Source organism: Halogranum roseipondis, assembly GCF_059695585.1.
Window position 1 is genome coordinate 1,457,592 of record NZ_CM185235.1, and the last position, 21,686, is coordinate 1,479,277.

General features: G+C 68.4%; 23 protein-coding genes. 12 read left to right on the forward strand and 11 right to left on the reverse strand.

The features are described from left to right. Positions 1-194: 194 nt before the first annotated feature. The 3 genes from mobA to nasA are packed head-to-tail and all read right to left on the reverse strand — an operon-like array spanning position 195 to position 4,241. Entirely contained in the window at positions 195-827 is a 633-nt protein-coding gene (gene mobA, locus EOHIBHHM_RS07810; RefSeq protein ID WP_497256222.1) for a molybdenum cofactor guanylyltransferase, read from the reverse strand. Beyond that, positions 820-2,118 (reverse strand): MFS transporter, encoded by a 1,299-nt coding sequence (locus tag EOHIBHHM_RS07815; protein WP_497256949.1) that lies wholly within the window; start codon positions 2,116-2,118, stop codon positions 820-822. Before EOHIBHHM_RS07815 ends, mobA begins: the two co-directional genes overlap by 8 nt. A 2-nt stretch (positions 2,119-2,120) precedes the next feature. Then, positions 2,121-4,241: an assimilatory nitrate reductase NasA gene (gene nasA / locus EOHIBHHM_RS07820; RefSeq protein ID WP_497256224.1), complete on the reverse strand. Its 2,121-nt coding sequence runs from the start codon at positions 4,239-4,241 to the stop codon at positions 2,121-2,123. 440 nt (positions 4,242-4,681) lie between these two features. Here nasA and EOHIBHHM_RS07825 point away from each other — a divergent pair, with 440 nt between their 5' ends. Both EOHIBHHM_RS07825 and EOHIBHHM_RS07830 read left to right on the forward strand, forming a co-directional pair. Further along, positions 4,682-6,046 (forward strand): ATP-binding protein, encoded by a 1,365-nt coding sequence (locus EOHIBHHM_RS07825; RefSeq protein WP_497256226.1) that lies wholly within the window; start codon positions 4,682-4,684, stop codon positions 6,044-6,046. A gap of 3 nt (positions 6,047-6,049) precedes the next feature. Continuing rightward, positions 6,050-6,874: an MBL fold metallo-hydrolase gene (locus EOHIBHHM_RS07830; RefSeq protein ID WP_497256228.1), complete on the forward strand. Its 825-nt coding sequence runs from the start codon at positions 6,050-6,052 to the stop codon at positions 6,872-6,874. Here the strand turns inward: EOHIBHHM_RS07830 and EOHIBHHM_RS07835 are convergent. Continuing rightward, positions 6,871-7,302, reverse strand: a complete 432-nt coding sequence (locus tag EOHIBHHM_RS07835) for a hypothetical protein (protein WP_497256230.1) — start codon at positions 7,300-7,302, stop codon at positions 6,871-6,873. The genes EOHIBHHM_RS07830 and EOHIBHHM_RS07835 overlap by 4 nt on opposite strands. Positions 7,303-7,536: 234 nt before the next feature. On the opposite strand from EOHIBHHM_RS07835, the gene EOHIBHHM_RS07840 reads away from it, so the two are divergent. Further along, a complete protein-coding gene (locus EOHIBHHM_RS07840) occupies positions 7,537-8,349 on the forward strand; it encodes a manganese catalase family protein (RefSeq protein WP_497256232.1) in 813 nt (270 codons plus the stop codon). Between the two features lie 29 nt (positions 8,350-8,378). On the opposite strand, the gene EOHIBHHM_RS07845 is transcribed toward EOHIBHHM_RS07840, so the two are convergent. Together EOHIBHHM_RS07845 and EOHIBHHM_RS07850 are read right to left on the reverse strand one after the other, a co-directional pair. Next, positions 8,379-9,743 (reverse strand): aryl-sulfate sulfotransferase, encoded by a 1,365-nt coding sequence (locus EOHIBHHM_RS07845; protein WP_497256234.1) that lies wholly within the window; start codon positions 9,741-9,743, stop codon positions 8,379-8,381. Positions 9,744-9,809: 66 nt separating this feature from the next. Beyond that, complete coding sequence (locus EOHIBHHM_RS07850) at positions 9,810-10,769, reverse strand: DUF5787 family protein (RefSeq protein WP_497256236.1); 960 nt, start codon at positions 10,767-10,769, stop codon at positions 9,810-9,812. A 250-nt stretch (positions 10,770-11,019) separates the two neighbouring features. Here EOHIBHHM_RS07850 and EOHIBHHM_RS07855 point away from each other — a divergent pair, with 250 nt between their 5' ends. From EOHIBHHM_RS07855 to EOHIBHHM_RS07895, 9 genes are all read left to right on the forward strand, one after another. Further along, positions 11,020-12,255, forward strand: a complete 1,236-nt coding sequence (locus tag EOHIBHHM_RS07855; RefSeq protein WP_497256238.1) for a translation initiation factor IF-2 subunit gamma — start codon at positions 11,020-11,022, stop codon at positions 12,253-12,255. 15 nt (positions 12,256-12,270) lie between these two features. Next, positions 12,271-12,642, forward strand: coding sequence for a PIN domain-containing protein (locus EOHIBHHM_RS07860; RefSeq protein WP_497256951.1), 372 nt, complete (start codon positions 12,271-12,273; stop codon positions 12,640-12,642). 9 nt (positions 12,643-12,651) lie between these two features. After that, positions 12,652-13,221 (forward strand): DNA-directed RNA polymerase, encoded by a 570-nt coding sequence (locus EOHIBHHM_RS07865; protein ID WP_497256240.1) that lies wholly within the window; start codon positions 12,652-12,654, stop codon positions 13,219-13,221. 3 nt (positions 13,222-13,224) lie between these two features. Further along, on the forward strand, positions 13,225-13,422 hold the full coding sequence (gene spt4 / locus EOHIBHHM_RS07870) for a transcription elongation factor subunit Spt4 (protein WP_497256242.1): 198 nt from the start codon (positions 13,225-13,227) through the stop codon (positions 13,420-13,422). Further along, the gene (locus EOHIBHHM_RS07875) at positions 13,422-13,955 is read left to right on the forward strand and encodes a GTP-dependent dephospho-CoA kinase family protein (protein WP_497256244.1); all 534 of its coding nucleotides are present in this window, start codon (positions 13,422-13,424) and stop codon (positions 13,953-13,955) included. Before spt4 ends, EOHIBHHM_RS07875 begins: the two co-directional genes overlap by 1 nt. Positions 13,956-14,188: 233 nt before the next feature. Further along, entirely contained in the window at positions 14,189-14,509 is a 321-nt protein-coding gene (locus EOHIBHHM_RS07880; RefSeq protein WP_089825384.1) for a 30S ribosomal protein S24e, read from the forward strand. 8 nt (positions 14,510-14,517) lie between these two features. Continuing rightward, on the forward strand, positions 14,518-16,149 hold the full coding sequence (locus EOHIBHHM_RS07885) for a bifunctional N(6)-L-threonylcarbamoyladenine synthase/serine/threonine protein kinase (protein WP_497256246.1): 1,632 nt from the start codon (positions 14,518-14,520) through the stop codon (positions 16,147-16,149). A 71-nt stretch (positions 16,150-16,220) separates the two neighbouring features. After that, a complete protein-coding gene (locus EOHIBHHM_RS07890) occupies positions 16,221-16,502 on the forward strand; it encodes a DUF5808 domain-containing protein (RefSeq protein ID WP_497256248.1) in 282 nt (93 codons plus the stop codon). A gap of 122 nt (positions 16,503-16,624) precedes the next feature. Continuing rightward, positions 16,625-17,254, forward strand: coding sequence for a non-canonical purine NTP pyrophosphatase (locus tag EOHIBHHM_RS07895; RefSeq protein ID WP_497256250.1), 630 nt, complete (start codon positions 16,625-16,627; stop codon positions 17,252-17,254). A 77-nt stretch (positions 17,255-17,331) separates the two neighbouring features. Here the strand turns inward: EOHIBHHM_RS07895 and EOHIBHHM_RS07900 are convergent, their stop codons facing one another. The 5 genes from EOHIBHHM_RS07900 to EOHIBHHM_RS07920 all read right to left on the reverse strand — a co-directional run bounded on the left by EOHIBHHM_RS07900 (position 17,332) and on the right by EOHIBHHM_RS07920 (position 21,593). Then, positions 17,332-17,502 carry a hypothetical protein gene (locus EOHIBHHM_RS07900; RefSeq protein ID WP_497256252.1) on the reverse strand — a complete coding sequence of 57 codons (171 nt, stop codon included), beginning with the start codon at positions 17,500-17,502 and terminating at the stop codon, positions 17,332-17,334. A 170-nt stretch (positions 17,503-17,672) separates the two neighbouring features. Then, positions 17,673-18,149: a PIN domain-containing protein gene (locus tag EOHIBHHM_RS07905; RefSeq protein ID WP_497256254.1), complete on the reverse strand. Its 477-nt coding sequence runs from the start codon at positions 18,147-18,149 to the stop codon at positions 17,673-17,675. A gap of 158 nt (positions 18,150-18,307) precedes the next feature. Then, positions 18,308-19,390, reverse strand: coding sequence for a putative sulfate/molybdate transporter (locus EOHIBHHM_RS07910; RefSeq protein ID WP_497256256.1), 1,083 nt, complete (start codon positions 19,388-19,390; stop codon positions 18,308-18,310). 86 nt (positions 19,391-19,476) lie between these two features. Further along, on the reverse strand, positions 19,477-20,481 hold the full coding sequence (locus EOHIBHHM_RS07915; RefSeq protein ID WP_497256258.1) for an ABC transporter ATP-binding protein: 1,005 nt from the start codon (positions 20,479-20,481) through the stop codon (positions 19,477-19,479). Next, complete coding sequence (locus EOHIBHHM_RS07920) at positions 20,478-21,593, reverse strand: ABC transporter permease (RefSeq protein ID WP_497256260.1); 1,116 nt, start codon at positions 21,591-21,593, stop codon at positions 20,478-20,480. Before EOHIBHHM_RS07920 ends, EOHIBHHM_RS07915 begins: the two co-directional genes overlap by 4 nt. Positions 21,594-21,686 lie beyond the last annotated feature (93 nt).

A 21,686-nucleotide genomic window follows, 5' to 3' on the forward strand; every position in this document is an offset into this window, starting at 1 on the left:
CCAAAGATCTGTCGTTCGTTTCGACGTGCGTTTCGTTTCTGTACGTTATTACAGAATCGAGTGGTCGGTTCTTCGAGTCGTCGCTGCGGGACGTCGCGCGTGAGAGACGGTAGAGGTCGGTTCGGAAGCGAACGACCGGTGGGACGGGAGCAGTCCACGGCGAGACGGCGGGAAGAAACAGCGGTCGCGACCGCTCACACGCTCACGCGAGCGTCGCGGAGGTCGGCACGGGTGTTGATGTTCCGGAACGCCGCCGGGTCGGCGTAGGCGGCGACGGTTCGTTCGGGGACGACGACGGGGCCGAGCAGGTCGAACACGTCGTACAGTCGTCCCGCGCGGTGGACGAAGGCGTCGGTGCAGGCGGTCTGTGCCGCCCGGACGTGGACGACGGCGGGGAACGGCTGGCGCTCGCCGTCGACCTCCGGGACGGCTCCGGCGTCCGTGCGCGCTGCGGCGAACAGGTGGTCGAGAAACGCCGTCGGTACGAACGGCATGTCGCAGGCGACGACCGCCGCGTACTCGGCCGTCGTCGCCTGCAGACCGGTTCGTAACCCGGCGACCGGACCGCGGTCGAGGATGGGGTCCTCGGCGAACCCGACGTCGAGTCCCGAGAGGACCGTCTCGAAGGTGGGTCGCTGTTTGCGCCGACAGTTGACGACGAGCTCGTCGACGGCGGGATCGAGCGTCTCGGCGACGCGTCGCAGCAGGGGGACGCCGTCGAGACGGACGGTCGCCTTGTCGACGCCGCCGAACCGGGTCGACCGACCGCCGGCGACGATGACGCCGGCACGGCCGGTGTCCGGTCTCAGCCGTCCGTCCTCAGTCATCGCTCGGGCTGTAGGAGCCACTGCTCTCGCCGAAGAAGCCGTCGACGTGGGCGCGTTCGGCGATCTCCGGCCGGGCGACGTAGGCGTTCAGGAGGACGATGGGCACCATGATGGCGGCGACGGCGACGTAGCCGCTGTGGATGGCTCCCACCTCTGCGGCGTACGAGTAGACGAGCGGGAAACCGATGCCGCCGAACGTGCCGATGCCGCCGACGACGCCCGCCGCCGCGCCGGACCGCTCGGGGAACATCGCCGGCACCTGCGCGAAGATGGCTCCCTCGGTGAACGCACAGGCGGTTCCGACGAGGAAGCCGACGGCGACGGTGAGAAGGACGCTCCCGGTCTGCCCGGCGAGCGTCAGTCCCGCCATCGCCGTGACGATGAACCCCATGCAGAGGACGGTCCACTGCTCGCGGTAGCGACCGGTGAAGACGGGGAGGATGTTCGTCTCCGTCCGGACGACCCAGTCGCTGACGTAGCCGCCGATCGGTCTGAGGAGGCCGGCCGCCAGCGAGAACGTCGCCGCGAACGTCGAGGCGACGACGAGGTTCGAGCCGAACCCTTCGCGGAAGTACGTCGGCAGCCAGCCGTTCATCGAGATCTCGAGGCCGAAGCTCATCACGTAGCCGAGTGCGAGCGCGACGACGCCGTAGCGGGTCGCGACGTGGACCCACGAGGCGAGCGTCGCCGAGTCGCTGGTCTCCGCGGCCTTCGTCTCCGTGACGGCGTCCTGGCCGACCACGTAGTAGGTGACGGCCATCAGGAGCGCGACGACGCCGGTGTAGAAGAACGCGGCGCGCCACCCGACGTCGAACAGCGGGCCGTTCCACTGGTCGAACACCCGTGGGAGGACGAGCGCCCCGCCCGCGGCACCGGCGTTGCCGACGCCCGCGTAGATGCCCTCTGCGGTCCCCAACTGCTCCTCGGGGAACCACTGGGCGACGTGCTGGATGCCGACGACGAAGGTGATGCCCGCCGAGGCGACGATCAGCCGTTCGACGAAGAACACCTCGTAGCTGGTGGCGAAGGCGCTCGCCATGCTGAACACGCCGACGTAGGCGAGGACGATGGCGAACACCGACGACGCGCCGTAGCGGTCGGAGAGCCACCCCGTCAGCATGCGACCGGGCGGCGCGCTCCAGATGGCGGCGCTGGCGAGGATGCCGAGGTCGGTGAGCGAGAGGCCGAACTCGTCGGCGATCGGTCCGGTGAAGGGAGCGAAGGAGAACCAGATGAGAAACGAGAGGTTGAACGCTGTCGTCGCGAGCAGTAACGTCCGCCACTTGGTCATCTTCATCGGCCCACCTCCCGGGTGAGCGGGTCGTCGGTCGGAGCGGGCGTGTCGTCTCCCGTCCCCGTCCCTCGATCAGCGTCGGGTGCGACGAGGCGGACGGCACACTGTTTGTAGTTCGGTTCGTCGGACTCGGGGTCGACTGCGGCGACGGTGAGGTGGTTGGTCATCGGATGGTGGATCGGCGACCAGACCATCCCGGCCGGGACGGCGTCGTCGGCCTCGACGGCCGCCGGGACGCTCGCCCGCGGCGATTCGAGGACGGTCCGGTCGTCGGTTAGCTGGTCGCTGTACGTCTCGACGGTCTCGGGGTTGACCCGCGCCGGAACCGGGCCGGGGTCGTCGACGTCGCGGGAGCGGACGCCGGTGTTGTAGCCGTCTGCCTCGCGGGCCGTCGTCAGGGTGAGCGGATAGTCGTCGCTCGTCGCTTCGGGGAGGTCGAGCGTCTCCTCGCTCCGGTAGTCGGAGAACTGCGCCCGCCCCGTCGGCGTGGGGAACTGCCACGCCTCCGTCTCGGGGTCGTAGTAGCGGTAGCCGCCGCTGGACTCGGCGTCGGGTGCGGGCCAGCGGACGGCCAGCTCCTCGTCGAGACGGTCGTAACTGATGCCCGAGCAGTCGGCGTCGGTGCCTGCAGTGAGTCGGGCGAACTCGTCGAAGACCGCCTCGGGGTCGAGCGTCGGCTCTGGGAAGAGGTCGGGCGCGACGCGGGCGCCGACGCCGGCGACGACGTCGAGGTCGGTGCGGACGCCCGAGGGGAGGCCCGTCGCCGGGCGGATTCGTGACACTGTTCGCTCCATGTTCATCGCGGTGCCGTCGGACTCGCCCCACGTCGCCGCCGGAAGGACGACGTCGGCGAGTCCGACCGTCTCGGTGCGGAACGCGTCCTGGACGACGAGGAAGGCGTCCTCGAACGCCTCGCGGGCGGTCGCGGCGTCCGGCAACCCGGCGAGGGGGTTGGTCGCGACGGTCCAGACCACCGAGGGGTCGCTGTCGACGATGCCGACGGGGCCGGGTCCGGCGTCGTCCGGGAGGTCGGACACCGGAACCCCCCACGTCTCGGCGACGCGACGACGGTGGTCGGGGTCGGTGAACGCCCGGTGGCCGGGCCACGACCCCTTCGAGGAGCAGACGCGCGTCCCCATCGAGTTCGCCTGGCCCGTGAGCGAGAACGGTCCCGCGCCGGGGCCCACGTTGCCGGAGGCCAGACAGCAGTCGACGAGCGCCCGCGACGTCGCGGTGCCGCGGACGCTCTGGTTGACGCCCATCCCCCAGTAGACGAGCGTCGGGTCGTCGAACGCCGTCGCCAGGAGGTCGACCGTCTCGACGTCGACGCCGGCCGCCGCGGCGGCCGCCTCGACCGACGGGAGCGACTTCCGGAGGGTGGCGAACCCGTCCGTGTTGGCGTCGACGAACTCGTCGTCCACTCCCCCGTTCTCGACGAGACGGGCGAGCACGGCCCGAGCGAGTGCGAAGTCGCCGCCCGGCGCGAGTTGGACGTGGTGGGCTGCGGCCTCGGCCGTCTCGCTCTCGACGGGGTCGACGACGAGGAGGCGACTGTCGTCGTCGCGGGCCGAGTCCGCGATCCAGCGGAACAGCACGGGGTGGGCGACCGCGGGGTTCGCCCCCCAGACGACGTGCGTCCGCGCCTCGGGAATGTCGTCGTAGGTCGGCGGCGGCGCGTCGCTGCCGAAGGCGTCGTAGTAGGCCGTCACCGCGCTCGCCATGCACAGCGTCGTGTTGGCGTCGTAGTTGCGCGTGCCGACGCCGCCGCGTGCGAGTTTGCCGAGCGCGTAGGCCGCTTCGTTCGTCTGCTGACCGCTGCCGAGGACGGCGACGTCGTCGGGGTCGTCGACACTCCCGACGGCGTCGGCGACGCGGTCGAGCGCGTCCTCCCACGTCGCGCGGACGAGGTCGCCGTCCTTGCGGACGAGCGGGCGGGTGAGCCACTCGCCCCCCGGGTCGGCCGTCTCCTGAATGCCCCGTCCACAGGCGAGCCCCCGGTTGACCGGGTGCGCGGCGTCGCCGCGGACGAGGTCCAGTCCGTGACCGATATCTGCACCCCGGTGGACGTGTCCGCAGCCGACCGCACACCGCATGCAGGTCGTCTCGACCGGGTCACCCACCGGCGACCACTCCTGAACGACCGTGACAGATTCTGTGACAAGTGTGCGATAATCTGCGCCGAGCAAATCTGATTGTGCGTCTTCTCACGATATAACTCGACCGAATCGAGTAATAAAACGCTAATCGTTGAAGAAACAAAATTCGACGCCGGGTCTGCGACTGTGTGTCCGGTTTACAAGGATATTTAAGGAGTTAACCCACCTACTCTGTCCGCTTTCCCCACGGCTTTCTGCCCGTTCGTCCACTCGATTTGCGGATTCCGTAACCGAGTACTGCGGTCAGAGCGGTGCCGGTGCGCGGGCCCCGGCGAGCGATCGCTCGTTCGCTCGTGATGCACGCCGGTCGTCTCGCGTCGACCGACCGTGGTGTCGTCTTCGGGTCGCGTCACGTCTCCGTCGCTTCGACGGTCTTAAGATTCTGTGGCCGGAAGTTTGCACGGATGACTGACCCGGCCTTCGAGGTAGTCGAGTTTCTTCTGACCACTCACCTCTACACGGAAAACCGGGACCTGGACGAGAACGACCTGCCGCCCCGCTACCGGCAGGTGTTCTGGAAGGACGGTGCCATCGAGCGACCGCTGTCGGCGACCGAGGAGACGGCGCGGACCGCGACGGGTGTCGAACACCCGTGGGAGGCGGTGTCCGATCTGCTCTTCACGCAGAAGACCGAGTTCTCCGGCAAGCTCTCGCTCACGCAACCCGAGATGGCGCTCGACTGGTTCCTCGACCGTGCAGACGACGACGACATCGCCGCGAACCCGACGCTCGCCGCCACGGTCGAACACCGCGACGACGTCGACGTGACCCACGAGGACGCGCGCGACCAGAACCGCCCGATCCAGGCCGACCGCGTCTGGATCGACTCGCTGCTCGAGGAGTACTTCGACACCGACGAGGAGGGCGACGCGGAGATGCTCGATCTCGTCCACGTCCGCGCTCCCGAGGAGATCGAGATGACGCTCGAGGACCTCGTGTTGACCGAGGACCAGGAGGGCGAGATACGGAAGATCGTCACCGCCATCGAGCACCGCGACTACCTCGCACAGATCGGCCTGCGCGAGATCGGCAAACTGCTGTTCGTCGGCCCGCCGGGGACGGGGAAGACGACCATCTCGCGGGCGCTGGCCCACGAACTCGGGATGCCGTTCGTCGAGGTGAAACTCTCGATGATCACGAGCCAGTATCTCGGCGAGACGGCCAAGAACGTCGAGAAGACGTTCGAGGTGGCCAAGCGACTCTCACCGTGTATCCTCTTCATCGACGAGTTCGACTCCGTCGCGAAGACCCGCCGCAGCGACGAACACGCGGCGCTGAAGCGCGCGGTCAACACGCTGTTGAAGTCTATCGACGACATCTCGCTCATCCGCGACGACGTGTTGCTCATCGGCGCGACCAACCACCCCGATCAACTGGATGCGGCGGCGTGGCGACGCTTCGACGAGATCGTCAACTTCCCGAAACCCGACTGGCAGATGCGCGCGGACATCCTGCGGGTGATCACTCGGCAGATGGAGATCGCCGACTTCGACCCCGAGGGGGTCGCCGAGCGCACGGAGGGACTCACCGGCAGCGACCTCCGGATGGTGCTCCGAGAGGCCGTCCTCGAGGCGCTCACCGAGGGACGGATGGAGCTGACCCAACAGGACATCCTCGACGCCGTCGAAGACTTCGAGGAACGCGACAACCTCAAGAACATGGACATGATCGACGGCGAAGGCGCGAAGGTCGCCGGCGACGGTCGTGGGGGTTCCGACGACCACGACCACGACGACCACGATCACGATCACGACGACCACGACCACTGACCGATGCGGGTCACCCTCCTCGGAACCGGCGACACGACGGGGACGCCGACCGTCGGCTGTGACTGTGAGACCTGCGCGGAGGCGCGTCGCCGCGGCGTCGAGCGCTCGCGGTTCTCCGTCCACGTCGAGAACGAGCGGACGGGCGAGTCGCTGCTCGTCGACGCCAGCCCCGACTTCCGTCACCAGTTTCTGACACAGGAGGTGTCGCTGCCGGACGCGATCGTCGTCTCGCACATCCACTTCGACCATCTCGACGGTCTCGGCAACGCCTACCGCGTGTTCGACGACCTGCCAGTCTACGCGGCCGACGAGGTCGACCCCGTGACGGACGAGAGCGTCGCCGACACGATCCGGACGAAGTACGACTATCTCGACCGCATCACGGTCCACGACGTCGCGCCGTTCGAGACCCGGCGGATCTGTGGACTGGACGTGACGCTCGTCCCCGTCGACCACCCGCCGCTGGTCTGTTACGGTCTGGTCGTCGAGGACCCAGAGACCGGCGCGAAACTGTCGCTGTCGGGCGACACGAGCTACGACGTCCCCGCGGAGTCACGCGACGCCCTGCGGGACCCGGATCTCTTCCTCGCAGACGGCATCGTCCCGGCGTCGCTCTGCGAGTACCACCCGATCGGCGGCCGCCACGAGAACGACGAAGGCGTCCCGCGGACGTTCGGCACGAAACATATGACCCGAGAGGGTGCGCTGGAGTTGGCCGACGAGTTGGACGCGGCAACGACACGGCTAGTCCACACCGCCCACTTCTACCCAGTCGAGGAGGCGTTCGAGGAACCGCTCGCCGTCGACGGCGAGCAGTACGAGCTCTAAGGAGTCGCCTCTTCGTCGGTCGTCGGATCGTCGGCGCCCCGAACCCACCGGAGCCCGTACTCCACGCCACCGACGAGCAGCGCGACGACGGCGACGAGCGGCCACCCGAGCAGATACCAGCCGAACGGCGTCGGATCGACGGGGGTCAGCCCCGAGGCGACGATCGACCACGTTCCGGACGCCGAGAGCGTGAACGCCGCCGCGACGACGAGCGCGGGAGCGCGCAGTCGCCTCGTCGCGACGGCGACCGCCGGGAACGCACCGAGGAGGACCGCGCCGACGGCGACGTACGCGAAGAACAGTTCGTCGCCAGCGACGCTCGTGTCGAAGTCGAACAGCGTCCAGAGAGTTCCTGCGGCGACCGTGTGCAGGAGGGTAGCGAGGAGGACGGGGACGGCGACGGTCGGGGAGGGCAGTCGACGGGACACGACCAGCACTTCTCGAGTGGGTGTCATCAACGTTGGGTCGTCGCGACCCGTGTCCGGTGGAGTCGACGCCGGTCGACGCGCAGTCGGCGGCGGAGACGTGGCGGTCGAGAGAGAACTGCAGGGAAATGCAGCCAGACCGTTTTTGCACGTCCGGACGCCGAAAACTGTATCTCAACCGGGTGGTGCTACTGGTTCGCACACCGCTATTGACGTGGCGGTCGTCTCGTCGACCGAATGTTCTACCACGACGACGAGCTCCAGTTCGAGGTCGAGGTCGAGGAGCCGAACCCCCGGTTCGCGAAGATGCTGCAGCAGGCGATCGGCGGTGCGGAGGGCGAGATGCGCGTCGCCCTGCAGTACATGTTCCAGGCGTTCGCCGTCCCCGCGGAGAAACAGGAGATCCGACAGTTCCTGATGGAGACGGCCACCGAGGAGCTGGGTCACATCGAGATGCTCGCGACCGCCGTCTCGAAGAACCTCGAGGGCGCGTCCGACGAGGCTCGCGAGGCGGCACGCGAGGACGCGGTGATCGACGAGATGATGCGGTCGGGCCAGCCCCGACAGGCGCTCTCGGCCGGACTGCACGCGATGCCCGTCGACAGCAACGGCGTCCCGTTCACGGGTAACTACGTGGTCGCCTCCGGCAACCTCGCCGCCGACATGTACGCTAACGTGATGGCCGAGTCCACCGGCCGACTGCTCGCGACCCGACTGTACGAGTTCACCGACGACCCCGGCATGAAAGACATGCTCGAGTACCTCATCGCCCGGGACACGATGCACCAGAACCAGTGGCACGCCGCCCTGGAGGCGCTCGGCGAGCACCGTCCCGTCCCCAACAGCTTCGACCAGGAGAAGGAGAACCAGGAGTACAACTACACGTTCATGTCCACCGCCCACGAGGAGCGCGAGGACCCCCAGCAGCCGTGGACGACGGGCGAGGCACCCGACGGGAAGGGCGAGTTCAGCTACACGCCACAACAGCCCGGCGGCGGCAACCCGGACCTCGACGAGATGATCGACGAGATGTACAACGAGGTCAAGTGAGGTAGTCGCGTCGGGCGGAGCGTCCCCCGTCAGTCGCGAACGCGGAGCGCCGCCACACCGAGGCCGAGCAGGAGCGCCGCCGCACCGACGACGAACGAGTCGAGGTCGCTGACGACGCCCGTGATCCCGTCGTCCTCGTCGTCGACGATGCTGGTGGAGACGTCGTCGGCCGCGTCACCGTCGTCCGTCGCCGTGGTTGCGTTCTCGCGGTTCTCCTGCCAGTAGCTGTTCTCGAAGTTCGTCAGCGCCTCGTCGCAGTCGGTCAACTCGTCGTTCTCGCGCGGCGTCCCGTTCTTCAGGGTGACGCGCTCGCTGGCGTTCAGGTCGGCCATCGTCGGCCCGCCGGACTCCGGCACCTGCAGGCGGGCCGCGTCGTAGACGAGCCACGGCGAGTAGAACTCCCAGACGACCTCGCCCTCGGGCGTCACCTCGACGACGCGGTGGTTCTTGGAGTCGGTGACGAGCGTGTTGCCGTTCTCGAGGCGGTCGGCGTCGCGCGGCCAGTCGAACACCGAGGAGTTGCCGACGCGCCAGGTGCGGTTCCAGCCGTCCGCCGTCTTCTCGTACTCGACGATGCGGTCGTTCTCGCTGTCGGCGACGAGGAACGTGGGCGTGCCGTCCTCCGACTCGAGATAGTCGGGGTTGTGCTGTTTCCGGAGGACGCCGTGGTTCCCGTAACTGCCGAGTTTCATGTCGATGTTCCCGGTCGTTCGGTTGACGAGGATCACCTGATCGAAGTTCCGCGGCGAGAGGAGATACTGGTCGTCGCCGACGGGGTCGACGTCGTTGACGTGGGTCCAGTCGTCGGAGTAGTTGCCGCCGACCTCGGGGCCGTAGTGGTCGTCGAACTGCCACTCCCAGACCACCTCGTCGGTCGTGCGGTTGTAGACGAAGACGCGGTCTTCGTTCTCCTCGGTGCTCTCGTTGTAATTGCGCATGTCTGCGACGACGAGGTTGCCGTTGTCGAGCAGGTCGACGTCGTGGGTGTCGTGGGTGTCGAGCTGCTCGGACCACAGCGTCTCACCCGTCTGCGGGTCGAGTTCGTAGACGACCGTCCCCTTGTTCATCGTCGCGGTGACGAACACGTTGCCGTTCTCCAGCGGGTCGACGTCGTACCCCCAGGTGACACCCTGGTTGGCCCCCGACTGCTGGACCCACTTCACCGCGCCGTCGGCACCGACGCCGACGAGGCGTGCGGGCTTCTTCCCGGCGTCTTCGCCGTCGAACTTCGCACCTTGGACGCTCACGACGGTCATCGTCTCGGGCGACTCCGTCGCCGTCGCCCGGCAGATGCCGGACGCGTCGGCGTCGTCGGACTGCGCCGTCACCGCGGGGAGCGCGACGGTGCCGACGAGGAGGAGTACGAAACAGAGGACCGAGAGGCGGGTTCGCATGTCACTCCGGTTCGGTGGTCGAGATATGAGTTTTGTGACTCGACGTCGTCCGTCCCTCGCGCCGTCTCACTGGAACCGGTCCAGTCCCGACTGGCGACGTGCCACGCCCGCCGGGTCGGCGACCCACGGCGACCGTTCGTCCCGGAGCGCTTCGAGGTCGACCGCAGGCGGGTCAGCCGGAACGTGGGCCGTGCACGCCGCGCCACACTCCGCGCCGGGGTCGACGACGCGGTCGAACTGGCCGCAGTAGGGGCGACCGTCGGCCGTCGCCGTCGCGTGCGCACAGGCCGGGAGGTCGTAGCTCCGCCACCCCTTCCCGTAGGCCTTCTCGGCGAGGCGGCGGCGCGCCCGCGCCTTCGCTTCGGCGTCGACGAAGGCGACGTCCGTCCGGAGCGAGTGGCGCTCGCCGAGTTCGACGCCGGTCGACTCGACGGCGAGCGGCGCCGCCTCGCGGACGACCTCCCGGTCGCCCGTCTCTGGGTCGAACCGCCAGACGCCGACCTCGTCGGGGATCCGGTTGAGGTGGGCGCGGGTGACGTAGCTCTCGGTGGCCAACACCACCTCGTCGAACAGACCGAGGCTCACGTCGGTCCGGAGCTGTCGTTCGAGGTCGCCCGGCGTCCCGAGGTCGGGTTTGTTCTCGACGGCGGTGAGCGTCGAGAACCAGTCGGGGTAGCGCGTCGTCTGCCGGACGTACTCGCGGCCGCCGCGGCGTTCGCGCTCGAAGAAGCCGACCGAGAGCGCCCAGTCGGTGAGCTCTCTCGCCCGCTCGGGGTGGCAGTCGAAGGCGTCTTTCCAGTAGACTGCGCTGCCGACGCCGACGTCGCTCTCGACGGCGAGCGTCGGGATCCGGCGGTCGGTGATGCGGGTTCGGGCGTCGAACGCCGGGCCGCGTCCGACGAGGACGACGTCGACGATGCGACTCCCGGGGTCGGCGACGCTGCCGCCGAGTTGGCGGGCGACGACCGCGTCGGTCGTCGTCTCGAGTCGCGTGCAGAGCGCCAGTTCGAACCCGAACTCGGACACGGCGGCCGTTGGGCCGGGCGGAGGAAAAGCCTCGCGCTGCCGGCGACCCGAACGCCGGTACGCTGATACCGCCTCGGAGTGTGTTCGACTGTATCGTGCCAGTCCGTGTCGTTCGAGTCCGCGGAAGCGACGTCGAGAGCGGGATCTGTCACCGTGTGACGCGACGCGACGAGGCCGTGACCGATACGAGAACAGCAACTTTATCACGCGTTCGGGGCGAAACTTCCCCAAGATTACTCTCAGGAGGTAAATGGTGACGGAAAATCCCCAACAACCGGAGGTGAACATCGGACTCGTCGGCCACGTCGACCACGGGAAGACGACGCTGGTCCAGGCGCTCAGTGGGTCGTGGACCGACCAGCACTCGGAGGAGATGAAGCGCGGTATCTCCATCCGACTGGGTTACGCGGACGCGACGTTCCGCCGCTGTCCAGAGGCGGACGAGCCCGAATGCTTCACAGTAGACGAAACGTGCGAAGAACACGGTGTCGAGACGGACGTGCTGCGGACGGTGTCGTTCGTCGACGCGCCCGGCCACGAGACGCTGATGGCGACGATGCTCTCGGGTGCCGCCCTGATGGACGGGGCCGTGCTCGTCGTGTCTGCGACGGAGGACGTCCCGCAGGCGCAGACCGAGGAGCATCTGATGGCGCTCGACATCATCGGCATCGAGAACATCGTCATCGCCCAGAACAAGGTCGACCTCGTCGACCGCGAGCGCGCGGTCGACAACTACGAACAGATCAAGGAGTTCGTGAAGGGAACGGTCGCCGAGGACGCGCCCATCGTCCCGATCAGCGCCCAGCAGGACGTCAACATGGACCTCCTCATCGAGGCCATCGAGGAGGAGATCCCGACGCCCGACCGCGACGAGTCGGAGGACCCCATGATGTACGCTGCGCGCAGTTTCGACATCAACCGCCCCGGCACCACGTGGGAGGACCTCACGGGCGGTGTCGTCGGCGGGTCGCTCGTCCAGGGCAAGCTCACGAAGGGCGACGAGATCGAACTCCGCCCCGGCCGCGAGGTCGAAGAGGGCGGCCAGTCCGAGTGGCGACCGATCACGACCAGCGTCCGGTCGCTGCAGGCCGGCGGCAAGCAGGTCGACGAGGTTCGTCCCGGTGGCCTGCTCGGTGTCGGCACCGGACTCGACCCCAGCCTGACCAAGGGTGACGCGCTCGCGGGACAGGTCGCCGGCAAACCCGGCACGCTTCCCCCGACGTGGCACTCCTTCGAGATGGACGTCGACCTGCTCGAGCGGGTCGTCGGCGGCGACGACGAGATCGAGGAGATCTCGACGGGCGAACCGCTCATGCTCACCGTCGGGACGGCGACGACTGTCGGCGCGGTCACCAGTGCCCGCGAGGGCGAGTGTGAGGTCAAACTCAAGCGCCCGGTCTGTGCCCCGGTCGGTGCGAAGATCGCCATCAACCGCCGCGTCGGCGCGCGCTGGCGACTCATCGGGATCGGGACGCTGAAAGAGTAGATGGTCACGGTCGCCATGGACACGAACGCGCTGATGATGCCGGTCGAACTCGACGTGCGGGTGTTCGACGAACTCGACCGGCTGTTCGGCACGCCCGACCTCGTCACCCCGCGTGCGGTGCTCGACGAACTCGAGAAACTCGCCGCGGGGTCGAACGGTCAGGAGGGCGTCGCCGCCGGCGTCGGTTCGGACCTGGCGACTCGTCACTGTCGCGTGGTCGAGACGGACGCATCGTACGCCGACGACGCCATCGTCGAACTCGCCGACCGCGGCGAGTGCGACTGCGTCGTCACGAACGACCGCCCCCTGCAGGACCGACTGCTCGAACGCGGCGTTCGAGTCGTCGGGGTCAGAGGGCGAAACACACTCGCGGTAACAGAGCCATAACACGAGGATATGTATAAGAAGGTACGACTCAAGGACACGGTCGAGGTGCCGCCACGAGATCTGGCGGACGTGACTCCCCAGCGAGTCAAGCGACTGCTCCAGGACAAACTCGAAGGTCGCATGGACGAGGACGTAGGCAGCGTCGTCAGCGTCGTCAACGTACACGACATCGGCGAGGGGTCGGTGCTCCCGAACCGTCCCGGTGTCTACTACGAGGCGGAGTTCGACGCCATCACCTACGACCCGCAGATGCAGGAGGTCGTCGACGGGACGGTCGTCGAGGTCGTCGAGTTCGGTGCGTTCGTCGGCATCGGCCCGGTGGACGGCCTGCTCCACGTCTCGCAGATCTCCGACGAGTATCTCGCCTACGACGGCGAGAACCAACAGCTCGCATCGACGGACTCGAACGACACGCTCGGCGTCGACGACGCCGTCCGCGTGCGTATCGTCACGAAGAGCATCGACGAGCGCAACCCGCGAGACTCCAAGATCGGGCTCACGGCCAAACAGCCCGGTCTCGGCAAGCACGGCTGGCTCCAGGAGAAGCGCGAGGAGCGCCAGGCCAGTACGGAGGGGTAAGCGATGGCCAAGAAGCGGAAGGCCTGTCGTGAGTGTCACTACATCAACGACCCCGACGCCCAGACGTGCGACAACTGCGGGTCGTCGAGTCTGACGGAAGACTGGGCGGGCTACGTCGTCATCACTCACCCCGAGAAGAGCGAGGTCGCCACCGAGATGAACGTCAGTGAACCCGGCGGCTACGCGCTCAAGGTTCGGTGATGCTTCGACTCCCCGCAGACCTCCGTGGCGCGTTCAAAGAGCCGATGGGTCGTGTCTACACCGACCCCGTGGACCTGCTTCGGGACGCCGACCAGACGGAAGGACCGATCGTCGCCGTCGGCGACGTCGTCACCTTCCATCTCCGACAGGCCGACCGCGACCCGGACGTCGCCGTCATCGACGGCAAGACGAAACGCGACGCCGTCGACGAGGCGGTCGCCGAGGTGCTCGACGGCGATTCGGCGCGCATCGGGGTGGAGAACCCCCCGGCGACCATCTCCGAGGCGCTGCTCGACGCGCTCGTGACGGCGCTCGACGCCGACGAGCCGACCGTCGTCTTCGTCGACGGCGAGGAAGACCTCGCGACGCTGCCGGCCATCGTCGCCGCGCCGATCGGCGCGAGCGTCGTCTACGGCCAACCCGACGAGGGGATGGTCCACGTCCCCGTCGACGAGGAGACGAAAGCCGAGGCCCGCGAGCTGCTCTCGCAGTTCGAGGGTGACGTCGAGGCGGCGCTGGCTCGGTTGGACTAGGGGTTATCGTAGCCAACTAGAAGCTCAGAGACGCCCGGCGAACCACGGGGTTCGATCTCATGGAGAAATCTATGAGATTCTACGATACCCCCTACGACTGTTCTCGCGACGACTTTCGACGGCACCGAGTGGGGATCACCACCGGGCGAACGGCGCGAGAACCCCGTCGATCTCCGCGTCACGAGGTCGAAATCCTTTTACTTGTTTCGAGAGGAGTTTGTAGCAACTGAACCATGGACATCGACATCATCTCCGAGGAGGAGAACCCCATGTTGCACCGTACCGACGTCCGATTCGAGATCGTCCACGACGACGCGACCCCCTCCCGTCTGCAGGTCCGCGACAGTCTCGCGGCCAAACTCGACAAGGGTTCGGACGAGGTCGTCGTCCACAAGCTGGACACGAAGTTCGGCATGCGCAAGACGGTCGGCTACGCGAAGGTCTACGAGACGGCCGACTTCGCCCGCGACGTCGAGCAGGAGCACATGCTCGAGCGCAACAAGATCACGGCCGACGAAGAGGGCGAGGCGGACGCCGAAGCCGAAGAAGCATAATCGACTGAATGCGCGTTCTCGGCATCGAAGGAACCGCGTGGGCCGCAAGCGCCGCACTGTTCGACACGGAGGCCGAGGACGACTCGATTTTCATCGACTCTGACCCCTACCAGCCGGACAGCGGCGGCATTCATCCGCGTGAGGCCGCAGAGCACATGGCCGACGCGATCCCGGCCGTGATCGACAGCGTGTTGGAACACGCCGTCGCGACGAGCGACACCGGTGGCCCCGACGTCGACGCCGTTGCCTTCTCCCGCGGTCCGGGTCTCGGTCCGTGTCTCCGCATCGTCGGTACCGCCGCTCGGTCACTGGCGGGGACGCTCGACGTCCCGCTCGTCGGCGTCAACCACATGGTGGCACATCTCGAGATCGGCCGCCACCAGTCGGGGTTCGACTCGCCGGTCTGTCTGAACGCCTCGGGAGCGAACGCTCACCTGCTCGGGTATCACAACGGTCGCTACCGCGTGCTCGGCGAGACGATGGACACCGGCGTCGGCAACGCCATCGACAAGTTCACCCGCCACGTCGGCTGGACCCACCCCGGCGGACCGAAGGTCGAGCAGGCCGCGAAAGACGGCGAATACGTCGATCTGCCGTACGTCGTCAAAGGGATGGACTTCTCCTTCTCCGGCATCATGAGCGCCGCGAAGCAGGCGTACGACGATCAGAATCCGGAGAGTTCTGCGGACGACGGTGAAGACGTCGCAGACATCTGCTGCGGACTGCAGGAGACGATCTTCGGGATGCTCACCGAGGTCGCCGAGCGTGCGCTGTCGCTCACCGGGACCGACGAGCTCGTCCTCGGCGGCGGCGTCGGGCAGAACCAGCGACTCCGCGAGATGCTCGCGGAGATGTGCGAGGCCCGCGGCGCGGCGTTCTACGCGCCCGACCCGCGGTTCCTGCGTGACAACGCGGGGATGATCGCCGTCCTCGGTGCGAAGATGTACGAGGCTGGCGACACGCTGCCTATCGCGGAGTCCTCGATCGACCCGAACTACCGCCCCGACCAGGTGCCCGTGACGTGGCGTGGCGACGAGGAGTCGGTCGCTCGCGCGGTGACGGAGACGGGAGACGTTCGAGGCGCGGAGGCGACCGTCTCGTTCGAGGGCGAGACGGTCGTCAAACGTCGCCTCCCCAAGACCTACCGGCATCCCGCCCTCGACGCCCGACTCCGCAGGGAGCGGACGGTCGCGGAGGCACGACTCACGAGCGAGGCGCGTCGTGCGGGCGTCCCGACGCCGCTGGTTTACGACGTCGACGTCCGGGAGGCGACGATCTCCTTCCAGTGCGTCGGCCGGCGTGACCTCGCCGAGGAGCTCTCCGTCGACGCCGTCCGCGACGTCGGCGAACAGCTCGGTCGACTGCACGCCGCCGGCATCGTCCACGGCGACCCGACGACGCGGAACGTCCGCGTCGACGGCGAGTTCGTCTACTTGATAGACTTCGGCCTCGGTTTCCACACCGGCCACCTCGAGGACCACGCGATGGACCTCCACGTCTTCGAGCAGAGCGTCGAGGGGACGGCGGACGACCCCGACCCGCTCCGGGAGGCGTTCGAGGCTGGGTACGCGGCCGTCGGCGACGACGAGGTGCTCGCACGCCTCCGGACGGTCGAGGGGCGCGGTCGCTACCAGTCGTAGACGACGGCCACCACCCCACGGTCGGCGACACAGCCAAAACGCTTTATCCCGCCCGGGAGTACGGGTCACGTATGGCAGACAAACCGCAGTCCGGCGAGATTCTCGGAATCCCGTACAACTTCGAACGACCGAGCATCGGCCGCCTGCTCTCCTCGTACTGGCAGCCAGGGAAGGGTATGCTCGTCGAGAAGCCGTTCGGCGTCGGCTACACGCTCAACCTCGCCAACTGGCACTCGTGGGTCGTCCTGCTGGTGGCCGGTGCGATGCTCTTCCTCGAACGTCGCGGCCAGACGGGCGCAGTCGCCGACGAGGAGGACACCGACCCCGTCGAAGTCGTCGTCGACGACGACTAACCGACCGACCTCGGTTCTCGCGGTAGTTCGTCCGCCCGCCGTCTGCGTCGTCTCGGAGCGGCGCGACCGCCTCGGAGCGCGCAACCGGTGGCTCTTTCGCCGTCGCCGCCACACCGTCGGACATGCTCAACTACGTGACGACGAACCCCGGGAAGGTCCGGGAGGCAGTCGACTATCTGGGTACCGACGACGTCCAGCAGTTCGACTTCGACTACACGGAGGTCCAGAGCTCCGAACTCGGCCCCATCGCGGCTCACGGTGCCCGCGAGGCCTACCGTCACGTCGGCGAACCCGTCCTCGTCGACGACGCCGGCCTGTTCGTCGACGCCTTCGACGGGTTCCCCGGCCCGTACTCCTCGTACGTCGAGGACACCGTCGGCGTCGAGCGCGTCTGGAACCTGGGCGAACGCGAGGAGAACCGGCGTGCGGAGTTCCGGTGCGTGCTCGCGTACTGCGACGGCGAGGAGTTCCGCGCCAGTCCCGACCCCGTCGACCGCGACGACCGCGTCGCCGCGGCGGCCGCCGGCGCAGACGAGAACGCCGAGGAACAGGATCCGCTCCCGGTCAAACTGTTCGAGGGCGTCGTCCGCGGCCGCCTCGTCGCGCCCCGCGGCGAGGGTGGGTTCGGCTACGACCCGATCTTCGAGCACGACGGGAAGACGATGGCCGAGATGACGACGGACGAGAAGAACGCCGTCTCCCACCGCGGACGGGCGTTGGCCAAATTTGGGGAGTGGTTTGCTGAGCGGTAGCGAAGCAAACCTCGATAGACGAGCGTAGCGAACCTATCGGAAGTTCGCCGAGCGCTAGCGAGGCGAAGGGCCAACGCTCACACCGTCTGTCGGTAGGAACGATACGCGATGCCGACGAAAAGTAGCGTCAGGAGCGTTCCCGCGATCAGCAGTGACGACCCGACGTAGTTGGCGAGCCAGATCGAGACGGCGACGACGATGACGATGGCCGCCGTCCACACTCCCGGGTTCGTTACGTATCCTGACATAACTGGGCAGACAGGTCCGTGCGGTATGACGGTTCTGGTCGCCAGTGACAGCTTCCGTCGTCCCCTCCGCTCGCAGCCACGTCACTACCCACTTCTCCTCCCTTCTCACTCTCAGAGAGACATTACTCCCACGACGAGTAGTCGCGCGGACGAACGCTGCCTGCGTCCTCTTACCTTCGCGGATCCCTGTCCGGACCCGGATAGTCGCCGCCGACAACCTCCCGGTACAGGCTCTCGGCGTCGAACAGCGTGGCGAACGCCTTCGGGTGGCGGATACTCAGCGGAACGCGACCCTTGAGGTTCGCGCCGGCCTGGACGCTCCCGAGGCGCTCGTCGAACGACAGGAGATGCATCGCGCCGCCCCGGTAGGCGGAGGCGAGACCGGGGTGGTCGCCGTCGGGGTGGTCGATTGGTTCGCGCAACTCCTCGATCTTCTCGCGCCAGTCGTTCGCGAGGGCGGCGTCGCCGAGCGACGCGACGACGGCCTCGGCGTCGTCGAGCAGGCGGTCGCTGGCGACGAGCGTCAGCCAGGAGTGCTGGCGGACGACGTCGAGCGCCCGGCGAGCGTCGCCGTCGACGAACAGATCCGCGGCGAGCACGTCCGCGTCGGCGACGACGCGGGCGGGACTCGGCTCAGTCTCGGGCATCGCGGTGCTCCTCCAGCGCGTCGACGACGGCCGTCTCGTCGACGTCGTAGTCGGCGGCGCGGTCGAACAGGTCTGTCCAGGTCATATCGTGGAGTGACGCGGAACCCACAAGACAGTTGTCGGTCGCCGTCGGTCTCGACGTCGCCGCCGCGTTCGGCTCACCGCCGCGAGAGCAGTTGGTGGGCGACGACGCCGCCGACGAACGCCACGCCGACGTTCACGAGCAGTCCCGTCAAACCCACCGCGACGGTCAGCGGGAGCGACGTCGTCTCCGTGGCACTCCGGGCTAGCTGGACCGCGACGACGACGAGGAGGACGCCGAGCACCGCCAGCGGAAACGCTGTCACGAGTCCTGCCACGAGCGCGGCGAGGAGGTAGAGCGCGCCCAGAATCAGGTTCGCGCCGCCGGTCCGCGCGCCGAAGGCGTACTTCCCGGCGAGCCCGCCGCTGCCGTGACACATCGGGAGGCCGCCCAGCGGGACGGCGAGGAGGCTCATCGACCCCATACTCGTCGCGAGGTCGTCGGTCTGGACGTCGGCGTCGAACAGGTCCGCACAGAGCAGCGAGGTGGCGACGGCGGCGTTGCCGACGGTCATGGCGAGTTGGCCCAGCGAGGCCTCGACCGCCGCCGTGGTGAACCGCGGTGCGCCGGCGGGGAACAGCGTCAGCGGGGGGAGCGAGGGGGAGGGGACGCCGGCGGAGACGGCGGCGAGCGCGACGCCGACGCCGAGGACGACGAGCGTCGCCGACTGTCGGTAGCCGAGGGCGGCGACGGCGAGCGTCAGGACGAGTGCCAGTCCGGCGAGCGCTGGGTCGCCGACGCCGAGTTCCAGACCGGCCTGCGCGAGCAGTAACGCGACGGCCAACTGCACGCCCCGGACGACGGGCGTTCCGACGTACCGCTCGATGTGGGCGAGCACCCCGGCCGTTCCAGTGAGGAGGAGCACGCCGCCCGCCAGCAACCCGGCGGCGACGAGTTCCGGATAGGAGATGGTGCCGGCGATGGCCAGCCCGACGAGTGCCTTCATCGGCTCGACCGACAGCGGCAACCCGTAGACGACTCCCCACACGACCTGGAAGACGCCGAACAGGAGCAACACGTGCGGCAGCGACACCGGCGTCAGCGCCCCGAGCGCGACGACGAGCGGGAGCACTGTAACCGAATCTCCCAGCGCGCCGGTCAGCTCGCCGACGGAGAACTGCAGCTCCCGGTCGCCGTACTCTCCCACCGAAATCGCCATGTAAGACGCCCTTTGCCCCCGGTTCACATCAACCTTGTCAGCAACCGAAACGAGTGTCCGTTCCCGATCGACGTAACCTGATTCAGTTACTCCCGAAAGCGAGTGACGTGTTCGGTCGGGAGGCCGACACCGACCGTGTCGCCGACGGCCGGCGGGTCGTCGCAGAACGCGTCGAACGCGACTCGCTCGCTGCGGGTCCGGGTCGCACTCGAGAGCGACACGCGGAACGCGGCGTCTTCGCGGACGACGCGTTCGACGGTCGCCTCGCAGTCGAGGGTCGCGGCGGTCGCGGGGTCGAGGACGACGTGCTCCGGCCGGATCGTGACCGACGCCGCGCTCTCACGGTCGCCGCCGACACCGTCGCCGGGCGAGCAGACGGTCGCCGGGAGCACGTTCGCGCCGGTGAAGCGCGCGACGAACGGCGAAGCGGGTGACTCGAACACCTCCTCGGACGTGCCGATCTGGAGGAGTTCGCCGTCGTGCATCACGGCGACGCGGTCCCCGAGCGCGCGGGCGGTCGACCGGTTGTGAGTGACGTAGAGCGCCGTCACGTCGTCGAGCAGGTCGAGCAGATCCGCCCGCAGCGTCTGTCGCGTCGGCACGTCCAGCGCCGAGAGCGGTTCGTCGAGCAGGAGCGCCGTGGGGTGGATGGCCAGCGACCGGGCGAGCGCGACGCGCTGTCGTTCGCCGCCGGAGAGCGTCGTCGGCGTCCGGTCGGTGAGGTCGGCGACGCCCAGCTCCGCCAGCAGCTCGTCGGGGTCGGCCGTCTCGGCGTGGTAGCGACTCCCGAAGTCGACGTTCTCGCGGACGGTCAGATGCGGAAAGAGCGCGTAGTCCTGGAAGACGAAGCCGAACTCCCGCTGCTCGGGGGGTGTGCCGGTCAGGTCGCGACCGTCGTGGACGACGACCCCCTCGTGGGAGTGGAAGCCGGCGACCGTCTCGAGGAGGAGGCTCTTCCCGCTGCCGCTCGGGCCGAGGACGACGAGCGTCTCGCCCTCGGCGACCGAGAGGTCCACGTCGACGACGAACGGGTCGGTGCCGTCGGCGGTGAACCGCGCGCGGACGTCGACGTCGAGGCGTCCGGGACTCACAGCGCACCCCCGTCGTCGAAGGCGAGCCAGCGCACGAGCAGGAAGATGCCCGCCGAGAGGCCGAGCAGCAGCGTAGCCACCGCTCCGCTCTCGGGCAGTCCCTGACTGGTGTAGGTGTTGAAGATGTAGACGGGCGCGTGCTGGGCCGTCGTCTCCCGGAGCGTGAGCGGCGAGACGTACTGCACCGTGTAGGCGACGACGGCGACCGCGCCGAACTCCGAGACGGCGCGCGCCCAGGCCATCACGCCGCCGGTCACGATCCCGCGTGCCGACAGCGGGAGCGTCACCCGGAGGAACGACGAGAAGCGACTCGCGCCGTGGGCGCGGGCGGCGAACTCCAGCCGTCGGTCGACCGTCTCGAACGCCTCGCGGGCGGCGTTGACGGCGAACGGCGCGCTGACGAACGTCAGCGCGAGCACCATCCCCGTCAGCGTGCCGAGCACGCGAACCTCGGGGAACGCCGCCCCGCGACCGAAGCCGAACAGGACGACGAGACCGGCCACAGAGTGCGGGACGACGAGCGGGAGATCGACGAGGCTCTCGACGGCGGACTGGCCGGGGAACCCCTCGCGGAGCAGGTACGCGAGCGGGACGCCACAGACGAGCGCCAGAAGCGCCGCCAGCAGCGGGGCGTACACCGACAGGACGAGCATCCGGTGGACCTCGGGGTCGGCTGCCTTTTCGGCGACGAGTGCGACGTCCTGCTGGACGAAGAAGAGCGCCAGCGGCAGCCCGAGTGCGACGAGCAGCACCGTGCCGAGCGTCGCCGCGGCGACGCCGGCCCACTGGGCGCCGTCGCCGCCGAGCCCGACGGCGAGCGTGAGAAGCGGCGGTGTCAGCACCAGCATCCAGAGACTGCCGACGACCCAGAGCACGCCCGCCAGTGCGAGGCTGCCGACGAGCGCGGCCGCGACGCCCCGCCAGCCACCGCCCGACGCGGCGACGAGCGCGGCGGCGCTGCCGAGCGCGAACAGCGCGTACAGCGTCGGGCGCTCGATGGCGACGGCCGCCGCGAACGCGACGACCTGGACGGTCACGACGGCGAGGACGACCGCGCCGCGGCCGAACGACCCGTCGACGAACGTCGACGAGCCGCCGGTCGTCGTACTCATTCGAGTGTGTCGGTCGTGACGGCGGCTGAAACCCGTTTCGCTCCGGGGTCGCCTCGCGCGTCGGCGTCGGGATCGAGAGCGGAGTGCGAACCG

Bases quoted from the DNA above. Each gene is read 5' to 3' on its own strand.
- mobA (WP_497256222.1), bottom strand. From the start codon at position 827: ATGACTGAGGACGGACGGCTGAGACCGGACACCGGCCGTGCCGGCGTC.
- EOHIBHHM_RS07815 (WP_497256949.1), bottom strand. From the start codon at position 2,118: ATGACCAAGTGGCGGACGTTACTGCTCGCGACGACAGCGTTCAACCTC.
- EOHIBHHM_RS07825 (WP_497256226.1), top strand. From the start codon at position 4,682: ATGACTGACCCGGCCTTCGAGGTAGTCGAGTTTCTTCTGACCACTCAC.
- EOHIBHHM_RS07830 (WP_497256228.1), top strand. From the start codon at position 6,050: ATGCGGGTCACCCTCCTCGGAACCGGCGACACGACGGGGACGCCGACC.
- EOHIBHHM_RS07840 (WP_497256232.1), top strand. From the start codon at position 7,537: ATGTTCTACCACGACGACGAGCTCCAGTTCGAGGTCGAGGTCGAGGAG.
- EOHIBHHM_RS07845 (WP_497256234.1), bottom strand. From the start codon at position 9,743: ATGCGAACCCGCCTCTCGGTCCTCTGTTTCGTACTCCTCCTCGTCGGC.
- EOHIBHHM_RS07855 (WP_497256238.1), top strand. From the start codon at position 11,020: ATGGTGACGGAAAATCCCCAACAACCGGAGGTGAACATCGGACTCGTC.
- EOHIBHHM_RS07860 (WP_497256951.1), top strand. From the start codon at position 12,271: ATGGACACGAACGCGCTGATGATGCCGGTCGAACTCGACGTGCGGGTG.
- EOHIBHHM_RS07865 (WP_497256240.1), top strand. From the start codon at position 12,652: ATGTATAAGAAGGTACGACTCAAGGACACGGTCGAGGTGCCGCCACGA.
- spt4 (WP_497256242.1), top strand. From the start codon at position 13,225: ATGGCCAAGAAGCGGAAGGCCTGTCGTGAGTGTCACTACATCAACGAC.
- EOHIBHHM_RS07875 (WP_497256244.1), top strand. From the start codon at position 13,422: ATGCTTCGACTCCCCGCAGACCTCCGTGGCGCGTTCAAAGAGCCGATG.
- EOHIBHHM_RS07880 (WP_089825384.1), top strand. From the start codon at position 14,189: ATGGACATCGACATCATCTCCGAGGAGGAGAACCCCATGTTGCACCGT.
- EOHIBHHM_RS07885 (WP_497256246.1), top strand. From the start codon at position 14,518: ATGCGCGTTCTCGGCATCGAAGGAACCGCGTGGGCCGCAAGCGCCGCA.
- EOHIBHHM_RS07890 (WP_497256248.1), top strand. From the start codon at position 16,221: ATGGCAGACAAACCGCAGTCCGGCGAGATTCTCGGAATCCCGTACAAC.
- EOHIBHHM_RS07895 (WP_497256250.1), top strand. From the start codon at position 16,625: ATGCTCAACTACGTGACGACGAACCCCGGGAAGGTCCGGGAGGCAGTC.
- EOHIBHHM_RS07900 (WP_497256252.1), bottom strand. From the start codon at position 17,502: ATGTCAGGATACGTAACGAACCCGGGAGTGTGGACGGCGGCCATCGTC.
- EOHIBHHM_RS07905 (WP_497256254.1), bottom strand. From the start codon at position 18,149: ATGCCCGAGACTGAGCCGAGTCCCGCCCGCGTCGTCGCCGACGCGGAC.
- EOHIBHHM_RS07910 (WP_497256256.1), bottom strand. From the start codon at position 19,390: ATGGCGATTTCGGTGGGAGAGTACGGCGACCGGGAGCTGCAGTTCTCC.
- EOHIBHHM_RS07920 (WP_497256260.1), bottom strand. From the start codon at position 21,593: ATGAGTACGACGACCGGCGGCTCGTCGACGTTCGTCGACGGGTCGTTC.